The 18770-nt window shown below is 68.2% G+C and carries 19 protein-coding genes; 11 read left to right on the plus strand and 8 right to left on the minus strand.

The features are described from left to right. Positions 1 to 11: 11 nt before the first annotated feature. The 6 genes from HNO51_RS02870 to HNO51_RS02895 all read right to left on the minus strand — a co-directional run bounded on the left by HNO51_RS02870 (position 12) and on the right by HNO51_RS02895 (position 5908). Positions 12 to 1619 carry a gamma-glutamyltransferase family protein gene (locus tag HNO51_RS02870; RefSeq protein WP_209538413.1) on the minus strand — a complete coding sequence of 536 codons (1608 nt, stop codon included), beginning with the start codon at positions 1617 to 1619 and terminating at the stop codon, positions 12 to 14. After that, the gene (locus HNO51_RS02875) at positions 1609 to 3150 is read right to left on the minus strand and encodes a tripartite tricarboxylate transporter permease (protein WP_209538414.1); all 1542 of its coding nucleotides are present in this window, start codon (positions 3148 to 3150) and stop codon (positions 1609 to 1611) included. Before HNO51_RS02875 ends, HNO51_RS02870 begins: the two co-directional genes overlap by 11 nt. A gap of 17 nt (positions 3151 to 3167) precedes the next feature. After that, positions 3168 to 3638 carry a tripartite tricarboxylate transporter TctB family protein gene (locus HNO51_RS02880; protein WP_209538415.1) on the minus strand — a complete coding sequence of 157 codons (471 nt, stop codon included), beginning with the start codon at positions 3636 to 3638 and terminating at the stop codon, positions 3168 to 3170. A 52-nt stretch (positions 3639 to 3690) separates the two neighbouring features. Beyond that, positions 3691 to 4665 (minus strand): Bug family tripartite tricarboxylate transporter substrate binding protein, encoded by a 975-nt coding sequence (locus HNO51_RS02885; RefSeq protein ID WP_197449549.1) that lies wholly within the window; start codon positions 4663 to 4665, stop codon positions 3691 to 3693. A 140-nt stretch (positions 4666 to 4805) separates the two neighbouring features. Continuing rightward, positions 4806 to 5339, minus strand: coding sequence for a chromate transporter (locus HNO51_RS02890; protein WP_197449550.1), 534 nt, complete (start codon positions 5337 to 5339; stop codon positions 4806 to 4808). Beyond that, entirely contained in the window at positions 5336 to 5908 is a 573-nt protein-coding gene (locus HNO51_RS02895; RefSeq protein WP_197449551.1) for a chromate transporter, read from the minus strand. Before HNO51_RS02895 ends, HNO51_RS02890 begins: the two co-directional genes overlap by 4 nt. A gap of 154 nt (positions 5909 to 6062) precedes the next feature. Here HNO51_RS02895 and HNO51_RS02900 point away from each other — a divergent pair, with 154 nt between their 5' ends. Then, positions 6063 to 6749, plus strand: a complete 687-nt coding sequence (locus tag HNO51_RS02900; protein WP_197449552.1) for a GntR family transcriptional regulator — start codon at positions 6063 to 6065, stop codon at positions 6747 to 6749. On the opposite strand, the gene HNO51_RS02905 is transcribed toward HNO51_RS02900, so the two are convergent. Both HNO51_RS02905 and HNO51_RS02910 read right to left on the minus strand, forming a co-directional pair. Further along, positions 6727 to 7347, minus strand: coding sequence for an IMPACT family protein (locus HNO51_RS02905; protein WP_197449553.1), 621 nt, complete (start codon positions 7345 to 7347; stop codon positions 6727 to 6729). The genes HNO51_RS02900 and HNO51_RS02905 overlap by 23 nt on opposite strands. Beyond that, positions 7347 to 7826, minus strand: a complete 480-nt coding sequence (locus HNO51_RS02910; RefSeq protein WP_234283624.1) for a LexA family protein — start codon at positions 7824 to 7826, stop codon at positions 7347 to 7349. The genes HNO51_RS02905 and HNO51_RS02910 overlap by 1 nt, the downstream gene beginning before the upstream one ends. Before the next feature lie 204 nt (positions 7827 to 8030). Between HNO51_RS02910 and ccmA the strand changes: the two genes are divergently transcribed. From ccmA to smc, 10 genes are read left to right on the plus strand one after another with little or no spacing between them, the layout of a single operon-like run. Next, a complete protein-coding gene (gene ccmA / locus HNO51_RS02915; protein ID WP_209538416.1) occupies positions 8031 to 8675 on the plus strand; it encodes a cytochrome c biogenesis heme-transporting ATPase CcmA in 645 nt (214 codons plus the stop codon). Next, positions 8662 to 9399 carry a heme exporter protein CcmB gene (ccmB, locus tag HNO51_RS02920; protein WP_234283622.1) on the plus strand — a complete coding sequence of 246 codons (738 nt, stop codon included), beginning with the start codon at positions 8662 to 8664 and terminating at the stop codon, positions 9397 to 9399. The genes ccmA and ccmB overlap by 14 nt, the downstream gene beginning before the upstream one ends. A gap of 14 nt (positions 9400 to 9413) precedes the next feature. Further along, entirely contained in the window at positions 9414 to 10154 is a 741-nt protein-coding gene (locus HNO51_RS02925) for a heme ABC transporter permease (protein ID WP_197449555.1), read from the plus strand. Further along, on the plus strand, positions 10154 to 10393 hold the full coding sequence (gene ccmD, locus HNO51_RS02930) for a heme exporter protein CcmD (protein ID WP_197449556.1): 240 nt from the start codon (positions 10154 to 10156) through the stop codon (positions 10391 to 10393). Before HNO51_RS02925 ends, ccmD begins: the two co-directional genes overlap by 1 nt. Then, complete coding sequence (gene ccmE, locus HNO51_RS02935) at positions 10383 to 10886, plus strand: cytochrome c maturation protein CcmE (protein ID WP_197449557.1); 504 nt, start codon at positions 10383 to 10385, stop codon at positions 10884 to 10886. Before ccmD ends, ccmE begins: the two co-directional genes overlap by 11 nt. Positions 10887 to 10898: 12 nt before the next feature. Then, complete coding sequence (locus HNO51_RS02940) at positions 10899 to 12905, plus strand: heme lyase CcmF/NrfE family subunit (RefSeq protein WP_276571217.1); 2007 nt, start codon at positions 10899 to 10901, stop codon at positions 12903 to 12905. Continuing rightward, the gene (locus tag HNO51_RS02945) at positions 12902 to 13435 is read left to right on the plus strand and encodes a DsbE family thiol:disulfide interchange protein (protein WP_197449558.1); all 534 of its coding nucleotides are present in this window, start codon (positions 12902 to 12904) and stop codon (positions 13433 to 13435) included. The genes HNO51_RS02940 and HNO51_RS02945 overlap by 4 nt, the downstream gene beginning before the upstream one ends. Continuing rightward, entirely contained in the window at positions 13426 to 13899 is a 474-nt protein-coding gene (locus HNO51_RS02950; RefSeq protein WP_197449559.1) for a cytochrome c-type biogenesis protein, read from the plus strand. The genes HNO51_RS02945 and HNO51_RS02950 overlap by 10 nt, the downstream gene beginning before the upstream one ends. Further along, positions 13896 to 15125 (plus strand): c-type cytochrome biogenesis protein CcmI, encoded by a 1230-nt coding sequence (gene ccmI, locus HNO51_RS02955; protein ID WP_209538417.1) that lies wholly within the window; start codon positions 13896 to 13898, stop codon positions 15123 to 15125. The genes HNO51_RS02950 and ccmI overlap by 4 nt, the downstream gene beginning before the upstream one ends. Positions 15126 to 15129: 4 nt before the next feature. Beyond that, on the plus strand, positions 15130 to 18624 hold the full coding sequence (gene smc, locus HNO51_RS02960; RefSeq protein ID WP_209538418.1) for a chromosome segregation protein SMC: 3495 nt from the start codon (positions 15130 to 15132) through the stop codon (positions 18622 to 18624). The last annotated feature ends 146 nt before the right edge of the window (positions 18625 to 18770 follow it).

The raw sequence follows: 18770 nt of genomic DNA on the forward strand, positions 1-18770 counted from the left end.
TCGCGGCGAGGCTACCAGGCCAGCACGGCGCCGTCGGTGCGCGGTTCGGTGCCGCCGCACAGCACGCCGCTGTCGCGGTCGCGCAGGATCACCTGGCCGCGGCCGAAGCTCAGCGAATCGGTGCGCTTGACGACCTGGTGACCGCGGCGCGCCAGGGCCTGGGCCAGGTGGTCGGGGAAGTGCGGCTCGACCTCGACGGTCCTGCCCTGGGTCCATTTCCAGCGTGGCAGGTCCAGCGCCGCCTGGGGATTGAGATGGTCGTCGAGCATGGCGGCGACTACCTGCACATGGCCTTGCGGCTGCATGAAGCCGCCCATCACGCCGAACGGCCCTACCGCCTCGCCGTCGCGGGTGATGAAGCCGGGGATGATGGTGTGATAGGTGCGCTTGCCCGGGGCCAGGGCATTGGCATGGGCGGGGTCGAGCGAGAACGACCAGCCGCGGTTCTGCAGGCTGATGCCGGTGCCCGGCACCACGATCCCCGAACCGAAACCCTTGAAGTTGCTCTGGATGAACGACACCATGTTGCCCTCGCCATCGGCGGTGGCCAGGTACACCGTGCCGCCGTGGATCGGGTTGCCGTGCTGCGGGTCGAGCGCCTGTTCGCCGATCAGCCCGGCACGGGCCTCGAGGTAGTCGTCGGCCAGCAGCTGCGCCACGCTCGGCCCCATGGCGTCGCGCTCGGTGACGTAGCGAAGCCCGTCGACGTAGCCCAGCTTGGTGGCCTCGATGCGCCGATGCAGCGTTTCCACCGGATCGCGTCCCTCTTCGCCCAGGCGTTCCAGCATGCCCAGCGCCTGCAGCGCGATCAACCCGCTGCCGTTGGGCGGAATCTCCCAGATGTCGTGGCCGCGGAAGCGGGTGCCGATCGGCTCGACCCACTCGGGCTGGAAGGCCGCGAGGTCCTCGCGGCGCAGCAGGCCGCCATGTTCGCGAAAGAAGGCGTCGATGCGCTCGGCCAGCTCGCCCTCGTAGAACGCCTTGGCGCGGGTTTCGCCGATGGCGCGCAGCGTGCGGGCGTGATCGGGTGCCGCCCAGCGCTCGCCGACATGCGGCGCGCGGCCGTGCGGGGCGAAGGTGTCGAACCATGGCTCGAAGACGGCGTCGTCGTGCTGGCGATAGCTGTCGTAGGCCTCCTCCCACATCCGGTTGACCACCGGCGAGATCGGAAAGCCCGCTTCCGCCAAGGCGATGGCCGGTGCCAGCAGCTCGGCGAAGGGCAGCTTGCCGAAGCGCTCGGAGAGCGCCGCCCAGGCGGCGGGCGCTCCCGGCACGGTGACCGGCAGCAGGCCGTGCTCGGGCATGCGCTCGTGGCCCAGCGCCCTGACGGCCTCGAGGGTGGCTGCCTGGGGCGCCGGGCCGCTGGCGTTGAGGCCGTGCAGCTCGCCGTCGATCCAGACGATGGCGAAGGCATCGCTGCCCAGGCCGTTCGAGGTCGGCTCCACCACCGTCAGCGCCGCGGCGGTGGCAATCGCCGCGTCCACGGCGTTGCCGCCTCGCTGCAGGATCTGCATGCCGGCCTGCGCCCCGAGCGGCTGCGAGGTGGCGACCATGCCGCGGTCGCCGTAGGTGGCCATGCGCCGCGAGGGGCTGGGGTAGAAGTGGGGGTCATGCTGCATGGGGAGGCTCCTTGGAGGGTTTGGCCAGATCCTGGGCCTGGCGCTGATGACGTTGAATCCTGCGATTCTGGTAGAGCGAGAAGATCAACGAGGCCACCGCCAGTGCCAGGAACAGCGCCGAGAGCGGCCGGGTCAGGAAGGTCAGCCAGCTGCTGTCGAGCTCGAGCGCGCGAAACAGCTGGCGCTCCAGGTTGTTGCCCAGCACCACGCCGAGGATGAGCGGAGTCAAGGGAACGTCTGCCTTCCACAACAGGTAGCCGAGGATGCCGAAGGCGAACAGCACCCAGATGTCGAACAGGTTGTTGTTCAGGGCATAGGAGCCGATCGCGCAGAGCATCAGCACCACCGGCACCAGGATCTGCTGGGGGATCAGCGAGATCTTGGCGAACCAGCGCACCAGCATCAGCTGGCACAGCACCATGATCACGGCCCCGATCAGCAGACTGGCGTAGATCGCGCCGACCAGCACCGGATTCTGCTCGAACATCAGCGGCCCCGGGGTGATGCCATGGAGTATCAGCACGCCCATCATGATCGCCATGGGCAGGTCGCCGGGGATGCCCAGCGCCAGGGTCGGCACGAAGGCGCCGCCGGCCACGGCACTATTGGAAGCCTCCGAGGCGACGATGCCGTCCGGCGTGCCGGTGCCGAAGCGCTCCGGGTGGCGCGAGAACTTCTTGGCCTGGTCGTAGCTGACGAAGTTGGCCACGGTGCCACCGGTGCCGGGCAGGGCGCCGACCAGGCTGCCGATCAGCGAGGAGCGCACGGTGTTGAGCTTCTGCCCCGCCATGTCGCGCAGAATTCGGGCATAAGGGATGGAGACGTTGGTATCGACTCCCTTGCTCGAGTGCTTCTCGTCGCGCAGCTTCTCGATGTTTCCCATCAGCTGGGAAAATGCGAACACGCCGATCATCACCGGCAGGATCTCGAAGCCTGAGCCGAGCGCCGGCAGGCCGAAGTCGAAGCGCAGGTTGCTGTTGCGATCGTAGCCGACGGTCGTGATCAAAAGCCCCAGCGCCGCTGCCAGCAACCCCTTGAGCAGAGCGCCGTTGGAGAGCCCGGCGACCAGCGTCAGGGCAAAGACGATCAGCGCCGTGATCTCCCACGGGCGAAAGTTCATGCTGAAGCTCGCGATCAGCGGGCCGAAGAAGACCAGCACCGCCACGCTGATCAGCGTGCCGAGGAACGATGCCGCCACGCCGATTCCCAGCGCCCGGCCGGGCTGGCCTTGTTGCGCCATGGGGTAGCCATCATAGACGGTAGTGATCGAGGAGGGCGTGCCGGGAATGCCGAGCATCACGCCCGAGACGATGCCGCCCGAATAGCCGCCGACGAACACGCCCACCATCAGCGAGACGCCGCTGACCGGATCCATGGCGAAGGTGAAGGGAAAGACCACCAGAATTGCCATGGTCACGGTGAAGCCAGGGATACTGCCGCCGACGATGCCGAACAGCACGCCGATCACGATCAGCAGCAGCACGGTAGGGCTGCTGACCTGGGCAAGAGCCTGTAGAAAGAAATCAGCCATGGGTCACTCCGTAGCTATCAGGGCAGCCAGACCTTGAGGCCGAAGCGGAAGATCGCGTAAACCAGTGGCGCCAGGGTGAAGCTGACAGCGAGATTGATGGTCCACTTGCGCCTGCTGTCGACGCCCAGCAGCAGTGCCAGCGAAGCCACCAGGAAGCCCAGGGTGGCAGCCAGGTAGCCGATCAGTGGCAGCAGCAGGGCGTAGAGGCCGAACAGGGCGAACAGGGCCAGCACGGTGCGGTTGAGTGCAAGCCACTCGCCGAAGGCAAGGCGTGGCGTGGTGCGTTGCGGTGCACCGGCCAGCAGCGAGCGGATCAGGAGGAGCGTGGCGAGTACCGCGATCACCACCAGCAGGATGCGCGGAAAGAGCGCCGAGCCGTACGGCTGCCAGCTGGTGGGGGGAGGTATGTTGCCGGTCTCGACCAGCAGGATACCGGCCAGCACCAGCATGGCGAGCGCGAGGGCGCGGTCCTTGGTTAGCGTCAACATGTCGTCTCTCTCCGGCCCTGCCGGCCGGCTCCGGCCGGCAGGGCCATAGGGCTCAGTTCTGGAAGTCGATGTTCTCGGCCGCCGCGGTCAGGGCCGCCTCGTTGTCGTCCAGGAAGGCCTGGTAATCGTCACCGGCCAGGAAGCGGATCACCGAGCCGAATTCGTTCTCTATGCGGCTGCGTACCTGCTCATCTTCCAGGGCCTTTCCATAGGCCTCGGCGATGGTCTCCTGAACTTCCTGCGGGGTGCCCTTGGGCGCGAAGATGCCGCGACTGGTGGAGTGGTCCATCTCGATGCCCTGCTCGCGCAGCGTGGCCACGTCGGGCAGGCTGTCGAGCCGCTCGGGGTGCGCCACGCCCAGCGGTCGGAAGGTGCCATCCTCGAAGAAGGCGCCACCCGAGGGCAGGTTGAACATGGCGAAGTCGATCTCTTCGGCCATCAGGGCAGAAACCTGTTCGCCGGTATCCGGATAGCCGACCAGGCGGACGTCGGCCATGTCGATGCCGGCCGCGTCGAAGAACTGGGCCCAGAAGAAGTGGTCGGTCGAACTGGGAATCATGCTGAAGCGCACCTGACCGGGATTCTCGCGCACGTAGTCGGCGATCTCCGCGGCGCTCTGCACCGGGTGGTTGGCGTGAGCGGTGGGGATGTTGATGGTCTGGGTCAGCAGGGCGACCGGTTCGAAGGCGTCAAAGGAGTAGTCCACCGTGCCGGCCAGTTTGGACAGCGCGATGGTGTCGTGGCTGCCGAGCAGGGTGTAGCCGTCAGGGCGGGCATCCTTGACGTTGCGTGAGCCCAGCGTGGCGCCGGCTCCGGCCATGTTGACCGGAACGATCGATTCGCCCAGGTGCTGCTCCGCCTCCTGGGAGATCAGGCGGAAGATGATATCGGTGGCGCCGCCCGGGCCGTAGGGGATGATCAGGCGGATGTCCTGCTCGGGGTAGTCGGCCTGGGCCGTGCCGGTCAGGGCAATGCCGGTGGCAAGGCCGATGGCGGCGAGGGTGTGGGTCAGTCGTGTGCGCGTCATGTCGAAACACCTTTGCTCTTGTGGGTGGTGTGGTGATGTGCCGCTCGTCATGAGGCGGCACGGTGTGAGCGCCTACTCCGCTTGGGGCGTTATTGTCGTTGTGATGTCGTTGTCGTGAGCAGCCGGCTGGGTGGCGAGCCTCATCCGCCGAGAAAGAGCCCTCCGTAGACGAGCGCCCCCAGCACCACGAAGGCCGGATGAGTGCGAAAGCGCAGCAGGGCAATGGCGGCAGCCGAGGCGATGATCAGCGTGTGAATCAAACCGGCGCCTGCCACCCCCTCGCTGAGGAAACTCCAGGTCAGCCAGGCCATCATCATGGCGATCACCGGGCGTACCCACTGGCTCATGCGCTGGACACGCGGAGAGTGGCGGTGCCGGTAGAGCAGCCCCAGTGCACCGAGCATCAGCAGCAGCGATGGCGCCACCGTGGCCAGAACGGCTACCAGGGCGCCGCCGAAGCCGGCCACGTCGTAGCCCACGTAGCCGGCCATCTTGGTGGCGATGGGGCTCGGCAGGGCATTGCCGAGGGCGAGGGTTTCGGCGAACTGCTGGGCGTTCATCCAGCCGTAGCGGCCCACCACTTCGGCTTCGATCAACGGGATGATGGCAGGGCCGCCGCCATAGCCGATGATGTTGGGGATGAAGAAGGCGAGAAAGAGGTGCCAGTAGATCACTGGGTCGCCTCCTTGCGCCGGAGCGCGGGACGCAGCAGGGCGGCAGCCAGCAGTGCGCCGATGATCAGGCCGGGATGGACTCCGATGAGGTAGATCAGCGCCCCCGAGGTCGCCGCCAAGGCCAGGCTGGCGATCCAGCCCAGGGCGAGCCGCGACTTGTGCCAGAAGTCCAGTGTCAGCTGTCCCATCATCACCATGACCACCGGTACCACGGCCTGCCCCATGCCGCGGATCCAGGCCACGTCGCGGTAGCGGCTGAATACGGTGAGCAAGGCGATCATGGCCACGATCATGGGCAGGATGACGGCAATCACGGCCACGAGGCAGCCGAGCGAGCCGGCAACCCGGTAGCCGATATAGCCGGGCATCTTGGTGGCGATGGGGCCGGGCAGGGTGTTGCCGATGGCGAGGATATCGGCGAACTCCTCGTCGCTGAGCCAGGCATGGCGCTTGACCACCTCCTGCTGTACCAGAGGTATCATGGCAGGACCGCCGCCGAAGCCAAGCAGGCCGATGCGGGTGAAGGCCCAGAACAGCGCGCCCAGGGGCGCTTTGCGGGATGCCGTCATGCCGTCGTCTCAGGCGAATCGGTATTGAAGGTGATCGTTGATTTAGATTTCATTTGTCATCTTATGAGAAAAAAATCGATTATTGTGGCTAGAATATAGGTTGAGTCAGAAAGCAGCGTCAACCTTCGATTCCGAGACGAACAGAGGAGGGGGCATGGGGATCGCCAAACGCAAGGAGCAGCCGACGACGTCCAGTCGCATCTACGACACCCTGCGACAGGACCTGGTGAACGGCCGTTTTGCCGCAGGAGAAAAGGTCGCCATCAGTGCGCTCAAGGAGCGCTACGAGGTAGGCTTGAGCCCGCTGCGCGAGGCATTGAACCGCCTGGCGGCCTACGGTCTGCTGATCCAGGAGAACCAGCGGGGCTTCCGCGTGCCCAGCCTTGAGCGAAGCGAGCTCGACGACATCGCCGAGATGCGCAGAGAACTCGAGGGCATGGCACTGGAGCGGGCCATTCGTTTCGGCGATGCCGAGTGGGAATCCGAGCTGTTGGCCGCGGCGCATCGACTGAAGCGAGCCGACATGGCGCCGGAGAAGGTTGATGAATGGGAGCAGTTTCACGCCCGTTTCCACCGTACCCTGGTGGCGCCGTGCGGCTCGGCCTGGCTGCTGCGTTTCATCGAGCAACTGCACGACCAGTTCGACCGCTACCGCCGGATGGCACCCGAGGCGCCCGAAGTGCGCCGCGTGCTGGACGCCCAGCACGGCGAGCTGGTGCAGCTGGCGCTGGAACGTGACATCAAGGCCGCACGGGCCGTGATGGACGACCATATCCAGCGCTCCTACGAAGTGGCGCTGCGGGGCGTGACGGCGGGAGTCAGTCCGCCTCGACCAGGCTGAGATTGCCGCGCAGGCGCGCTTCCAGTGGGCTGAGATCGACCTCGGTGTCGCTGGGCCAGCCCACGCTGAGCAGCACGCCGTCGCTGGCGTAGTCGGCGGCTTCGACCGGTACGCCGTGGCTCTCGAGCCAGGCGCGGGCCTCGGCCTCGCCGGCGAAGCCGACCTTGAGCCTGAGCGCCGTGCGCTCGACCACTTCCCGTCGCGGCAGCGCGTCGAGCCCGCGGGCCACGGCCTGGGCGTAGGCGCGGGCCAGGCCGCCGGTGCCGAGCTTGGTGCCGCCGAAATAGCGCGTTACCACGCAGCCGACCTGGCCCAGCCCGGCGCCCTCCAGCACTTGAAACATGGGGCGCCCCGCAGTGCCGCCGGGCTCACCGTCGTCGGAGAAGCCGATGGCATTCTGTTCGCCGGGCGGGCCGGCGATGTAGGCACTGCAGTGGTGGCTGGCGTTGGGGTGAGTGCGACGGGCCTCGGCCAGCAGGGTCTCGAAGGCGGCGACGTCGGGGGCGTGGCAGAGCCAGGCGATGAAGCGGCTTTTCTCCACTTCCGTCACGCTCTCGCGCCAGGCGCCCGGCGGCAGGTCGGGGACCGGATAGCGCATCAGTGGGTCAGCTCGCGGCGATCCGCCTGGCGCACCACGCCCATGACCATGCCGAGCACCTGGATGTCGCTGTTCTTGAGGTAGATGGGGGCCATGTTCTCGTTGGCCGGCTGCAGGCGCACGCCGCTCTTCTCGATGTAGAGCTTCTTCAGCGTCACCTCCTGCTGGTTGATCAGCACCACGGCGGTCTCGCCGTTCTCGGCGCTCTCCTGGCGCTCGATGATGATCACGTCGCCGTCGAAGATGTTGCAGTCGACCATCGAATCGCCGCGCACCCGCAGGGCGTAGGTGTTGCGCCGCACCATGCAGGCGGGGGCGTGGATGCTGCCGCCGCTGGGGCAGGCCTCGATCGGCAGGCCCGCCGAGACGTCCCCGAGCAGGGGCACCTCGACGAGGTCGGTGGCGTCGACGCTGGCCCAGGAGGTGGCGATGGGCTGGTTGGGGCGTCGGTACAGGTACTGCATGGAAGGCGTTGGCATTGGCGTTCCCCCTCTTTGCGACCCTGTTGAAATGTACAGGTATCCTGCATCATACCAAGCGGTCGCCGGGTGGCAAGTTTTGCCGATGCCGACATGCCTTGACCTGAGGCAAGGGTGGCGCCGTGACGCACCCCCCGTCGCTAGCGGCTAGGGGCCTTTCCGTGTAGCATTTCGGTCGAATTTACCCTTTCCTGGAGAGTGCCGTTGAGCCTGCGTCTGCAAGCGCAAAGCCTGGCCTGCGAGCGTGACGACCGCTGGCTGTTCCGGGGCCTGGACCTGGATATTCGCGCTGGCGAGATCGTACGGGTGGAAGGCCCCAACGGCAGTGGCAAGACCACTCTGCTGAAGATTCTCTCCGGCCAGCTGGCCGACTACGAAGGCGAGCTGTTCTGGGGTGAGCGGCCGATGCGCAGGGCGCGGGAGTCCTTCCTCGCCAGCCTGCTCTACCTGGGCCATGCGCCGGGCGTCAAGGCCGCGCTCACGCCGTTGGAGAACCTCGCCTGGTACCAGGCATTGGCCGGTCAGTCGGGGGGTGAGGCGGCACGCTTCCAGGCGTTGGAAGAGGTCGGCCTGGCTGGCTTCGAGGACGTCCCCGCGGCGCAGCTCTCCGCCGGTCAGCAGCGCCGCGTGGCGCTGGCGAGGCTGGCGCTGACGCCGCGGCCGCTGTGGGTGCTCGACGAGCCCTTCACCGCCATCGATCGCGACGGCGTCGCGGCGCTGGAGCGGCGGCTGGTCGAGCACGCCCACCGCGGTGGCTGCGTGCTGGTCACCACCCACCACGAACTGGCGCCGTGCGCCGAGCTGCGCCGTGTCCGCCTCGGCGGGGGAGGGGCCGATGCCGGCATCTGAGGGCTCGCTGAGAGAGGGTGCGGTGATGGCTCGCGAGGAACCTCGCGGCGGCCTCGCTGTCGCAGTGTGGGCAACGTTGAAGCGGGACCTGGTATTGCTGCTGCGGCGGCGCAGTGAAGTGCTGAACCCCCTGGTGTTCTTCGCCATCGTCATTACCCTGTTCCCGATCGGCATTTCCCCCGACCCGACGCTGCTGGCGACCATCGCGCCCGGCCTGCTGTGGGTGGCGGCACTGCTGGCGGCGCTGCTGTCGCTGGACAGCCTGTTCCGGGCCGATTATGACGACGGCTCGTTGGAGCAACTGCTGCTGACACCCCAGCCGCTGGCGATGCTGGCCCTGGCCAAGGTGGCCGTGCATTGGCTGCTGACCGGCCTGCCCCTGGCGCTGATGGCCCCCGTGCTCGGCATCATGCTGGCACTGCCGGCGGGCAGCTATCTGGTATTGGCCGTCTCACTGGCACTGGGCAGTGCCAGTCTCAGCCTGATTGGTGCCATCGGAGCGGCGCTGACGGTGGGGCTCTCCCGCGGCGGCGTGCTGCTGTCGCTGCTGGTCTTGCCCCTGTACATTCCGGTGCTGATCTTCGGTGCCGGGGCCGTCCAGGCAGCCATCTTCGGCGATGGCGTGCTGGCGCACCTGGCGATCCTCGGCGCGCTGCTGGCGCTGGCCCTGATCTTCGCGCCACTGGCGATTGCGGCGTCGCTGCGCATCAGTATCAACGGTTGAGAGGTTGACGAGGCATGTGGGCCTTCATAAACAAGTTGCGTTCCCCCAAGTGGTTCTACGCCATCAGCGCCCGCCTGCAGCCCTGGTTCTGGGCCGCAGCGCTGATCCTGATCGTCACCGGCAGCGTCTGGGGGCTGGCCTTCGCCCCCGCCGACTACCAGCAGGGCAACAGCTTCCGCATCATCTACGTCCACGTGCCGGCGGCCTTCCTGGCCCAGTCGATCTTTATCTCGCTGGCGGTGACGGGCCTGGTGTTCATGGTATGGAAGATCAAGATCGCCGACATGGCCGCCACCGTCATGGCGCCACTGGGTGCGGCCATGACCTTCGTCGCGCTGTTCTCCGGCGCGGTGTGGGGCGTGCCCACCTGGGGTACCTGGTGGATGTGGGACGCGCGCCTCACCTCGATGCTGATCCTGCTGTTCCTCTACCTCGGCGTGATCGCCCTGCGCGGCGCCTTCGCCAGCCGCGACAGCGCCTCGCGTGCGGCCTCGGTGCTGGCCATGGTCGGGGTGATCAACATCCCCATCATCAAGTATTCGGTGGACTGGTGGTACACGCTGCACCAGCCCGCCACCTTCACCGTCACCGGGCGTGCCGCCATGCCGATGGAGATGTGGCTGCCGCTGCTGATCATGGTGCTGGGCTTCTACAGCTTCTTCATCGCCCTGACCCTGATGCGCACGCGCAGCGAGATCCTGCGCCGCGAGTCCAGCAAGCGCTGGGTGCGCGAGCTGGCCGAGGAGGCGACCTGATGGCCTTCGCGACGTTCCAGGAATTCTTCGCCATGGGCGGGCACGCCCCCTACGTGTGGTCGGCCTGGGGCCTGACCGCCGTACTGCTGCTGGGTGCCGTGCTGCATGCCCGCGTCGAGCGCCGCCAGGTGCTGCGCCAGCTACGGCGCCGCGTACGCCGCGAAGCCCGCCAGGCCGGACACGCCGGCGAGGCGCAACCGATCCAAACTAGCAGGGGTAGAAGCACCAATGAGGCCTAAACGTAAACAGAAGCTCTTCATGGTCCTGGGCCTGGTGTCCCTGGCGGCGATCGCCGTGGGGCTGACGCTCTATGCGCTGCGGGCCAACATCAACCTGTTCTTCAGCCCGATCCAGATCGTCGCCGGCGATGCGCCTTACGAGCGCCAGATCCGCGCCGGCGGCATGGTCAAGGAGGGCAGCGTGGCGCGCAATCCGGACAGCCTCGACGTCGAGTTCACCGTGACCGACTACGTCGAGGACGTGCGCGTGCATTACAGTGGCATCCTTCCCGACCTGTTCCGTGAAGGGCAGGGGGTGGTGGTGGTCGGCCAGCTGCAGCGCGACGGCTACATCCGGGCCGACCAGGTGCTGGCGCGCCACGACGAGAACTACATGCCGCCCGAGGTGTCCGAGGCGCTCGAGGCGGCCGGCTACTCTCCTGCCGACTACCAGGCCAAGGCCGCCGAGGTGGCTGAGCGTGTCGAGCAGCGTGAGGGCGCGAGCCAGAACTGATCCGGAGACGTCATGTTCATTCGAATGATCCCTGAAATCGGCCATTTCGCCCTGGTCATCGCCATGCTGATGGCGGCGGTGCAGGGGGTGATGCCGCTGGCCGGCGCCGCGTTGCGCCGGCCGCTGTGGATGGCCTATGCCCGGCCCATGGTCGCCGGTCAGTTCCTGTTCGTGGTCATCGCCTACCTGTGCCTGACGGCGAGCTATCTGCTCGACGACTTCAGCGTGGCCAACGTGGCCAACAACTCCAACTCGATGCTGCCGTGGTACTACAAGCTCAGCGCCGTGTGGGGCAACCACGAGGGCTCGGTGCTGCTGTGGAGCCTGATGCTGGCCGGCTGGAGCTACCTGGCGGCGCGCTTCTCCCGCGAGCTGCCGCGCGACATGGTGGCGCGCGTGGTCGGCGTGCTGGGCCTGGTCGCGGTCGGTTTCCTGGCCTTCGTGCTGGTCACCTCCAACCCCTTCGAGCGGCTGTTGCCGAACGTGCCGGGCGACGGCGCCGACCTCAACCCGCTGTTGCAGGATATCGGCCTGATCCTTCACCCGCCGATGCTCTACATGGGCTACGTGGGCTTCTCGGTGGTCTTCGCCTTCGCCATCGCCGCGCTGCTCGGCGGTCGCCTCGATGCAGCCTGGACCCGCTGGGCGCGGCCCTGGACCAACCTGGCCTGGGCCTTCCTCACCGTGGGCATCGCGCTGGGTAGCTGGTGGGCCTACTACGAGCTGGGCTGGGGCGGCTGGTGGTTCTGGGACCCGGTCGAGAACGCCTCGCTGCTGCCGTGGCTGACCGGCACCGCGCTGATGCACTCGCTGGCGGTCACCGAGAAGCGCGGCGCGTTCAAGAGCTGGACCGTGCTGCTGGCGATCTTCACCTTCTCGCTGTCGCTGCTGGGTACCTTCCTGGTGCGCTCCGGCGTGCTGACCTCGGTGCACGCCTTCGCCAACGACCCCTCGCGCGGCTTCTTCATCCTGATCCTGCTGGGCGTCACCGTCGGGCTGTCGCTGCTGATCTTCGCCCTGCGCGCGCCGCGGGTCAGCCAGCGTACCGGCTTCAACTGGCTGTCGCGCGACGCCCTGCTGCTGATCAACAACATCCTGCTGGTGATCATGACCGTCACCGTGCTGATGGGCACCGTCTATCCGCTGCTGCTCGACGCCCTCGACCTGGGCAAGATCAGCGTGGGCCCGCCCTACTTCAACGCCCTGTTCGTGCCGCTCACGGTGATCATGTGCGTGTTCATGGGCCTGGGGCCGTCGGCGCGCTGGAAGCACACCGACCCAAGCCTGCTGGTCAAGCGGCTGTGGCTCGCCGGCATCGCGGCGCTGGTCATCGCCGCGGCGATGCCGTTCGTCATCGGCGGCGAGTGGAACGCCTGGGTCGCCCTCGGCCTGGTGGCGGCGATGTGGATCGTGCTGCCGACGCTGCGCGACCTCTACGACAAGACCCGTCGCGCCGAGTCGTTCGGCGCCGGTCTCAAGAAGCTGTCGCTGGCCTACTGGGGCATGCAGCTCGGCCACCTGGGCATGGCGGTCACCATCATCGGCGTGGCGGTGGTCTCCAACTTCGAGATCGAGCGCAACGTGCGCATGTCGCCCGGCGACAGCGTCGAGGTGGCCGGCTACACCTTCACCATGCAGGAGTTGACCAGCCGCCGCGGGCCCAACTACATCGCCGACGGCGCCGCGATCGAGGTGCGCCGCGGCGACAGTCGGCGCAGTTTCATGATGAACCCCGAGAAGCGGCTCTACATCGCCCGCGGCATGCCCATGAGCCAGGTCGCGTTGCGCCCGGGGCTGCTGCGCGATCTCTACGTCGCCATGGGCGAGGACCTCGGCGACAACAGCTGGGCGATGCGCGTGCAGTACAAGCCCTTCGTCCGCTGGCTGTGGCTCGGCGCGCTGCTGATGGCGACCGGCGGCGTGCTGGCCGTGATCGACCGGCGCTACCGGCGCCTGGCGACCTCGCGCGACCCCGAGGATAGCGCCCGCGAAGGCGCGACAAGGGAGGCCACGGCATGAAACGACGCCTGCTGCTGATGCTGCCGCTGCTCGGCTTCCTGCTGCTGCTGCTGTTCCTCTACCTGGGGCTGGGGCTCAATCCGTTCCACCGCGAATCGCGGCTGGTCGAGGAGGCGCGAGCCTTCCCGGCCTTCGAGCTGACCACGCTGGAGGACCCCGAGCGGCGCGTCGACGAGTCGCTGATACCCGGCCAGGTCACCCTGGTCAACGTGTGGGGCGAATGGTGCCCCGAGTGCAAGCGCGAGATGCCGCAGCTGCTCGACCTGGCCGACCGCGGCGTGCGCCTGGTCGGCATCAACTGGAAGGACACCCGCGACAAGGCGCGGGGCTTCCTCGACGAGTTCGGCGACCCGTTCGAGGTCAACCTCTTCGACCCCGAGGGCGAGCTCGCCTTCGAGCTGGGCGTCTACGGTGCCCCCGAGTCCTTCCTGGTCGACCGCGACGGCATCATCCGTTACCACCATACCGGGTATATCTCGCCATCCGACCTGCGTGAACACATCCTGCCGGAGGTGGAAAAATGGCAGTAATCCGCTGGATGCTGGTCGCCATGGCGCTGATGCTGGCGGCCGGCCTGGTGCAGGGCGCCGCCATCGAGGTGCGTGAATTCGACGACCCGGTGCTGGAGAAGCGCTATCACAGCCTGACGGCCTCCATGCGCTGCCCCACCTGTCAGAACCAGGCGATCAACGACTCCGACGCGCCGGTCTCGGGCGACATGCGTGACCGCGTCTACCTGCTGCTGCAGGAGGGACGTTCGGACATGGAGATCCGCGACCACATGGTGCAGCGCTTCGGCGACTACATCCTCTACAACCCCCGCCTCGAGGGGCGCACCTACCTGCTGTGGGGGCTGCCCGCGGTGCTGGTCGTGGCCGGCGCCGTGCTGGTGATGCTGCTGGTGCGTGCGCGGCGCAACGCCTCGCTGCGCGCCCTGAGCGACGAGGAGCGCCGACGCCTGGAGACACTGATCAACCGAGGGGAAGGCCAATGATCGAACTGTGGCTAGCCTTTGCCCTGCTGCTGCTGCCGGCGCTGTGGCTGCTGGTGGCACCGCTGCGGCGTTCGCGCCTGGTCCACGACGCCCAGGCCAGCTTCGAGGCCAACGACCGCGCGGCGGAGCAGAACGTGGCGATCTACCGGCGCCGCCTGGCGTCGCTGGAGGCGGCGCTGGAACGCGGCGACATCGACCGCGCGCAGTTCGACGAAGACCGCCTCGAACTCGACCGCAGCCTGCTGGAAGATACCGCGAACCTCAAGCGCCGGCCGCTGCATTCGCCCACGGCGGGACGTTTCGCGGTGCCCGTCGTGGCGCTGGCCCTGGTGCTCTCCGCCATGCTCTGGTACCAGCATGAGGGCGCCGAGGGCGACCTGCGCCTGTTCGCCGCCTTCGAGCAGAGCGATTCGCTGCCGGCCCTGCTGGAGCGCCTGCAGCAGGAGGCCCAGCGTCAGCCGGACAATGCCGACGTGTGGTCCTCGCTGTTCCCGCTCTACCGCGATTCGGGACAGGGCGAAGCCGCCATCGAGGCGCTGGACCGGCTGATCGAACTCGAGGGGCGGGTACCCTCGTTGCTGGCGCAGAAGGCGCAGCTGCTGTTCTTCATCAACGACCGCACCCTCACCGACGAAGTGCAGGCGCTGGTCGACGAGACCCTTGAGCGCGACTCGCGGGAGCCGACCATCTTCGGCATGCTCGGCGTGCACGCCTTCGACCGAGGCGACTACGAGCGGGCCATCGACCACTGGCGGCGGGCCATCGCCGGGATGTCCGACTCGAGCTCGTCGCGGGCCCTGCGCGAAGGCATCCAGGTCGCCCAGCAGCGCCTCGGCGTCGCTCCCGAGGGGGCGGAAGCCGGCGTCGCCCAGGGGCCGGGGGTGCAGGTGAGCGTCCGCCTCGCCGAGGAGCTCGAGGGCCTGCTCGACGACGACACCCGCGTCTACGTCGTGGCCCGCGACATGGAGGGCGAGCTGCCGCCGCTGGCGGTCGCCCGGCTGACCCTCGGCGAGCTGCCGACCACGCTCACCCTGGACGACCGCCACGCCATGTCCGAGGCGGCGAGCCTGTCCCAGGCCAGCGAGGTGCGCCTGATCGTCCGCGTGACCCGTAGCGGTGGGGCCACGCCCGAGTCCGGCGACATGTACGGCGACCTGGAGGGCGTGCCGGTGGGTGACGTTGAAGGCGAGCCCGTGGAGGTCGTGATCGACCGTGTCATAGAATAGCCGGATGCGACTCACCTCGATCCGCCTGAGCGGTTTCAAATCCTTTGTCGACCCGGTCACGGTGCCCTTCGACGGCAACATGACGGCCATCGTCGGCCCCAACGGCTGCGGCAAGTCGAACATCATCGACGCCGTGCGCTGGGTCATGGGCGAATCCTCGGCCAAGACCCTGCGCGGCGAGTCGATGACCGACGTCATCTTCAACGGCTCCACCGCGCGCAAGCCGGTGGGGCAGGCCGCCATCGAGCTGCGCTTCGACAACAGCGACGGCACCATGGGGGGAATCTACGCCCAGTACGCCGAGATCGCAGTCAAGCGCCTGGTCTCCCGCGACGGCCAGTCAAGCTACTTCTTCAATGGCCAGAAGTGCCGCCGCCGCGACATCGCCGACCTCTTCCTCGGCACCGGCCTCGGCCCGCGCTCCTACGCCATCATCGGCCAGGGCATGATCTCGCGGCTGATCGAGGCGCGCCCGGAGGAGCTGCGCGCCACCCTCGAGGAGGCCGCCGGCATCTCCAAGTACAAGGAGCGCCGCCGCGAGACCGAGAACCGCATGCGCCGCACCCGCGAGAACCTCGAGCGCCTGGAGGACATCCGCGACGAGCTCGACAAGCAGCTCGAGCGCCTGCGGCGCCAGGCCGAGGCCGCCCGCCGCTACCAGACCCTCAAGGAGGAGGAGCACCGCCTCAAGGGCGAGCTGGCGCTGCTGCGCGGCCGCGCCCTGCGCGCCCGCCAGCGCGAGGAGGAGCACCGGGTGCGCGACCTGGAGACCGCGGTCGAGCGCGAGGTCCTCAGCCTGCGCCAGTGCGAGACCCGCCTCGAGGAGGCGCGCGCCGGCCACGACGCCCTGGCCGAGACCCTCGAGGCACGCCAGGCGCGCTTCTTCGAGACCTCCGGCGCCATCGCCCGCCTCGAGCAGAGCCTGGAGCATGCGCGCAGCCGCGAGGGACAGCTGGCCCGCGACCTCGAGAGCGCTCGTCAGGAGCTGGTCGAGCTGGATCGCCTGGGCGAGCACGACCGCGAGCGCCTGGTGCGGCTCGACGAGCGGCTCGAGACCCTGGTACCGGAGCAGGAGGAGCTCGCCGAGCAGCTCGCCGAGCTGGACGCGATGCTGGAGGAGGCCGAGCCCGGCGCGGAGGAGGCCGAGCGGGCCTTCGAGGCCTTCAGCGAGGGCTGGCGCGAGGCCAGCCGCGACGCGGAGCGCAGCCAGGACCGCCTGCGCGAGCTCGAGAACCGCCTGGCCCGGCTCGAGGCCGATGCCCAGCGCCGCCGCCAGCAGCAGCAGGAGCTGCCCGACCTGGCCGAGCTGACCGCCCGGCGCGACGAATTGAAAGAGCGGCTCGCCGAGTTCGGCTTGGCCCAGGAGGAGACCGAAGCGCGTCGTGAGCGGCTGCAGGCCGCCCGCGAGCAGGCCCGTGAAGCCGCCGCCACGCTGGAGCGTGAGCGCGAGGCCGAACGCGCCCGGCGCAGCAGCCTGCAGGGCGAACTGGCCTCCCTCGAGGCGCTGATCCAGGCCGCCCTGACCGACCCCGACGAGGCCCTCACCGAGCATCTGGCGAACCATGCGCTGGCCGAGCTGCCGCGGCTGGGCGAATCGCTCGAGGTCGAGCCCGGCTGGGAGGCCAGCGTCTCCTGGGTGCTGGCGCCCTGGCTCAAGGCGCGCCTGGCGGAGCCCGACCGCGTTCGCCCGGCAAGCGCCGCCCCGCCCGCCGAGCTGGGCGTGCTGTCGCCCCGTGGCGATGCCGAGTTCGCCCCGCACAGCCTGGCCGCCCGCGTGCGCGGGGCCGGCGCCGCCGCGGCCTGGCTGGCGCCGATCCGCTGCATGGAGGACGACGGCCAAGCCTGGCAGGCGCGCGACGGTTTGGCCGCCGGCGAGAGCCTGATCACGCCGCAGGGCCTGTGGCTGGGGCGCGACTGGGTGCGTCATCGCGGCCAGGGAGCCGGTCCCGATGCGCTGCTGGTCAGCCGGCGCCGCTTCGAGGAGGCGGCGGCCGAGCTCGACGCCATCGAGACCCGGCTGGCGGCACGCGACCAGGCCATTGCCGCCGAGCACGAGCGCGCCGAGCGGGCCGAGCACGACCTCGAGGCGATCCGCCACGAGGAGCGACGCCTGGCCGGCGAGCAGCAGCAGCTGGCGGTGCAGGACAGCGGCCTGGCCAGCCGGCTGGAGCACCTGCAGGGGCGCGCCGGCGAACTGGCCGAGGAACTGGCGGGGCTCGACGAGGCCCGCGAAGAGGCGCGACTGGCGATCGAGGAGGCGCGCGAACAGTGGCAGCAGGCCATGGCGCGGCTGGAGGAGGGCGCCGAGCAGCGCGAGCGCCTGGAGCGGGCGCGCAGCGACGCCCGCGAGCGCCTGGCATCCCTGCGTGCCCGGCAGCGGCCGCTCAACGAGCGGGTGCAGCAACTGGCGCTGGAACGTCAGCGGCTCGCCACCGAGCGCGCCGGCCTGGCCGAGCAGCAGGGGCGCAGCGGCGACACGCGCGAGCGGCTGCTGGCGCGCTGCGAGGAGTTGACCGAGGCCCTCGAGCAGCTGCGCGAACCCGACGAGGAGCAGCGCGAGAAGCTCGACGAGCTGCTGCATCGTCGCGAGGGCGACGAGCGCTCACTCAACGAGGCCAAGGCGCGCGCCGCCGAACTGGTCGAGCGGCTGCGCGAGGATGAGCTGGCGCGGCAGAACCACGAGCGCAACCTGGAGGGGATCCGCGAGCGCCTGCAGGAAGCGCGCATGCAGGTGCAGGCGCTGGCGCTCAAGGCCGAGACCCAGGACGAGCAGCTCGCCGAACTGGGCCACCAGGCCGCGGCGCTGGAGGAGCACCTCGACCCCAGTGCCACCGAATCGGCCTGGCAGACCCGCCTGGAGGAGGTCGGCGAGCGCATCCGCCGCCTGGGGGCGATCAACCTGGCGGCCATCGAGGAGTACGACCAGCAGGCCGAGCGACGCAACTATCTCGAGGCGCAGCAGTCGGAGCTCAATGAGGCGCTGGAGACGCTGGAGAAGGCGATACGACGCATCGACCAGGAGACCCGCACCCGATTCCGCGACACCTTCGAGCGAGTCAATCAGGGCCTGCAGTCACTTTTTCCACGAGTCTTCGGAGGTGGAACCGCATGGTTGACGCTGACCGGCGAGGATTTGCTCGACACCGGGGTTGCCATCATGGCGCGTCCTCCCGGAAAGAAGAACAGCACCATTCACCTTCTCTCGGGTGGGGAAAAGGCATTGACCGCCCTGTCGCTGGTCTTCGCCATCTTCCAACTCAATCCGGCACCTTTCTGCATGCTCGACGAAGTCGATGCACCGCTCGATGATGCCAATGTCGGGCGCTATGCCAAACTGGTGAAGGACATGTCCGAGTCGGTGCAGTTCATCTATATCACCCATAACAAGATCGCCATGGAGGCTGCCGAAAGGCTAATGGGCGTGACCATGCAGGAGCCCGGCGTCTCGCGCCTGGTGGCGGTCGGTGTAGAAGAGGCGGCGGCCCTCGCCGAAGCCTGAAAAGGGGTTGAAAGCGAGCGGCAAACGCGATATCAGAAGACATATCACGGTCATGACGCAGATTACAAAAGCGAATTGACAGGGAAAGGCGCAGGGTCGATTTGACTCTCGAGCGATAATGCCGGGGCTTGACAAACAAAAAAAGT

Source organism: Billgrantia sulfidoxydans (assembly GCF_017868775.1).
Lineage (GTDB): Bacteria > Pseudomonadota > Gammaproteobacteria > Pseudomonadales > Halomonadaceae > Halomonas > Halomonas sulfidoxydans.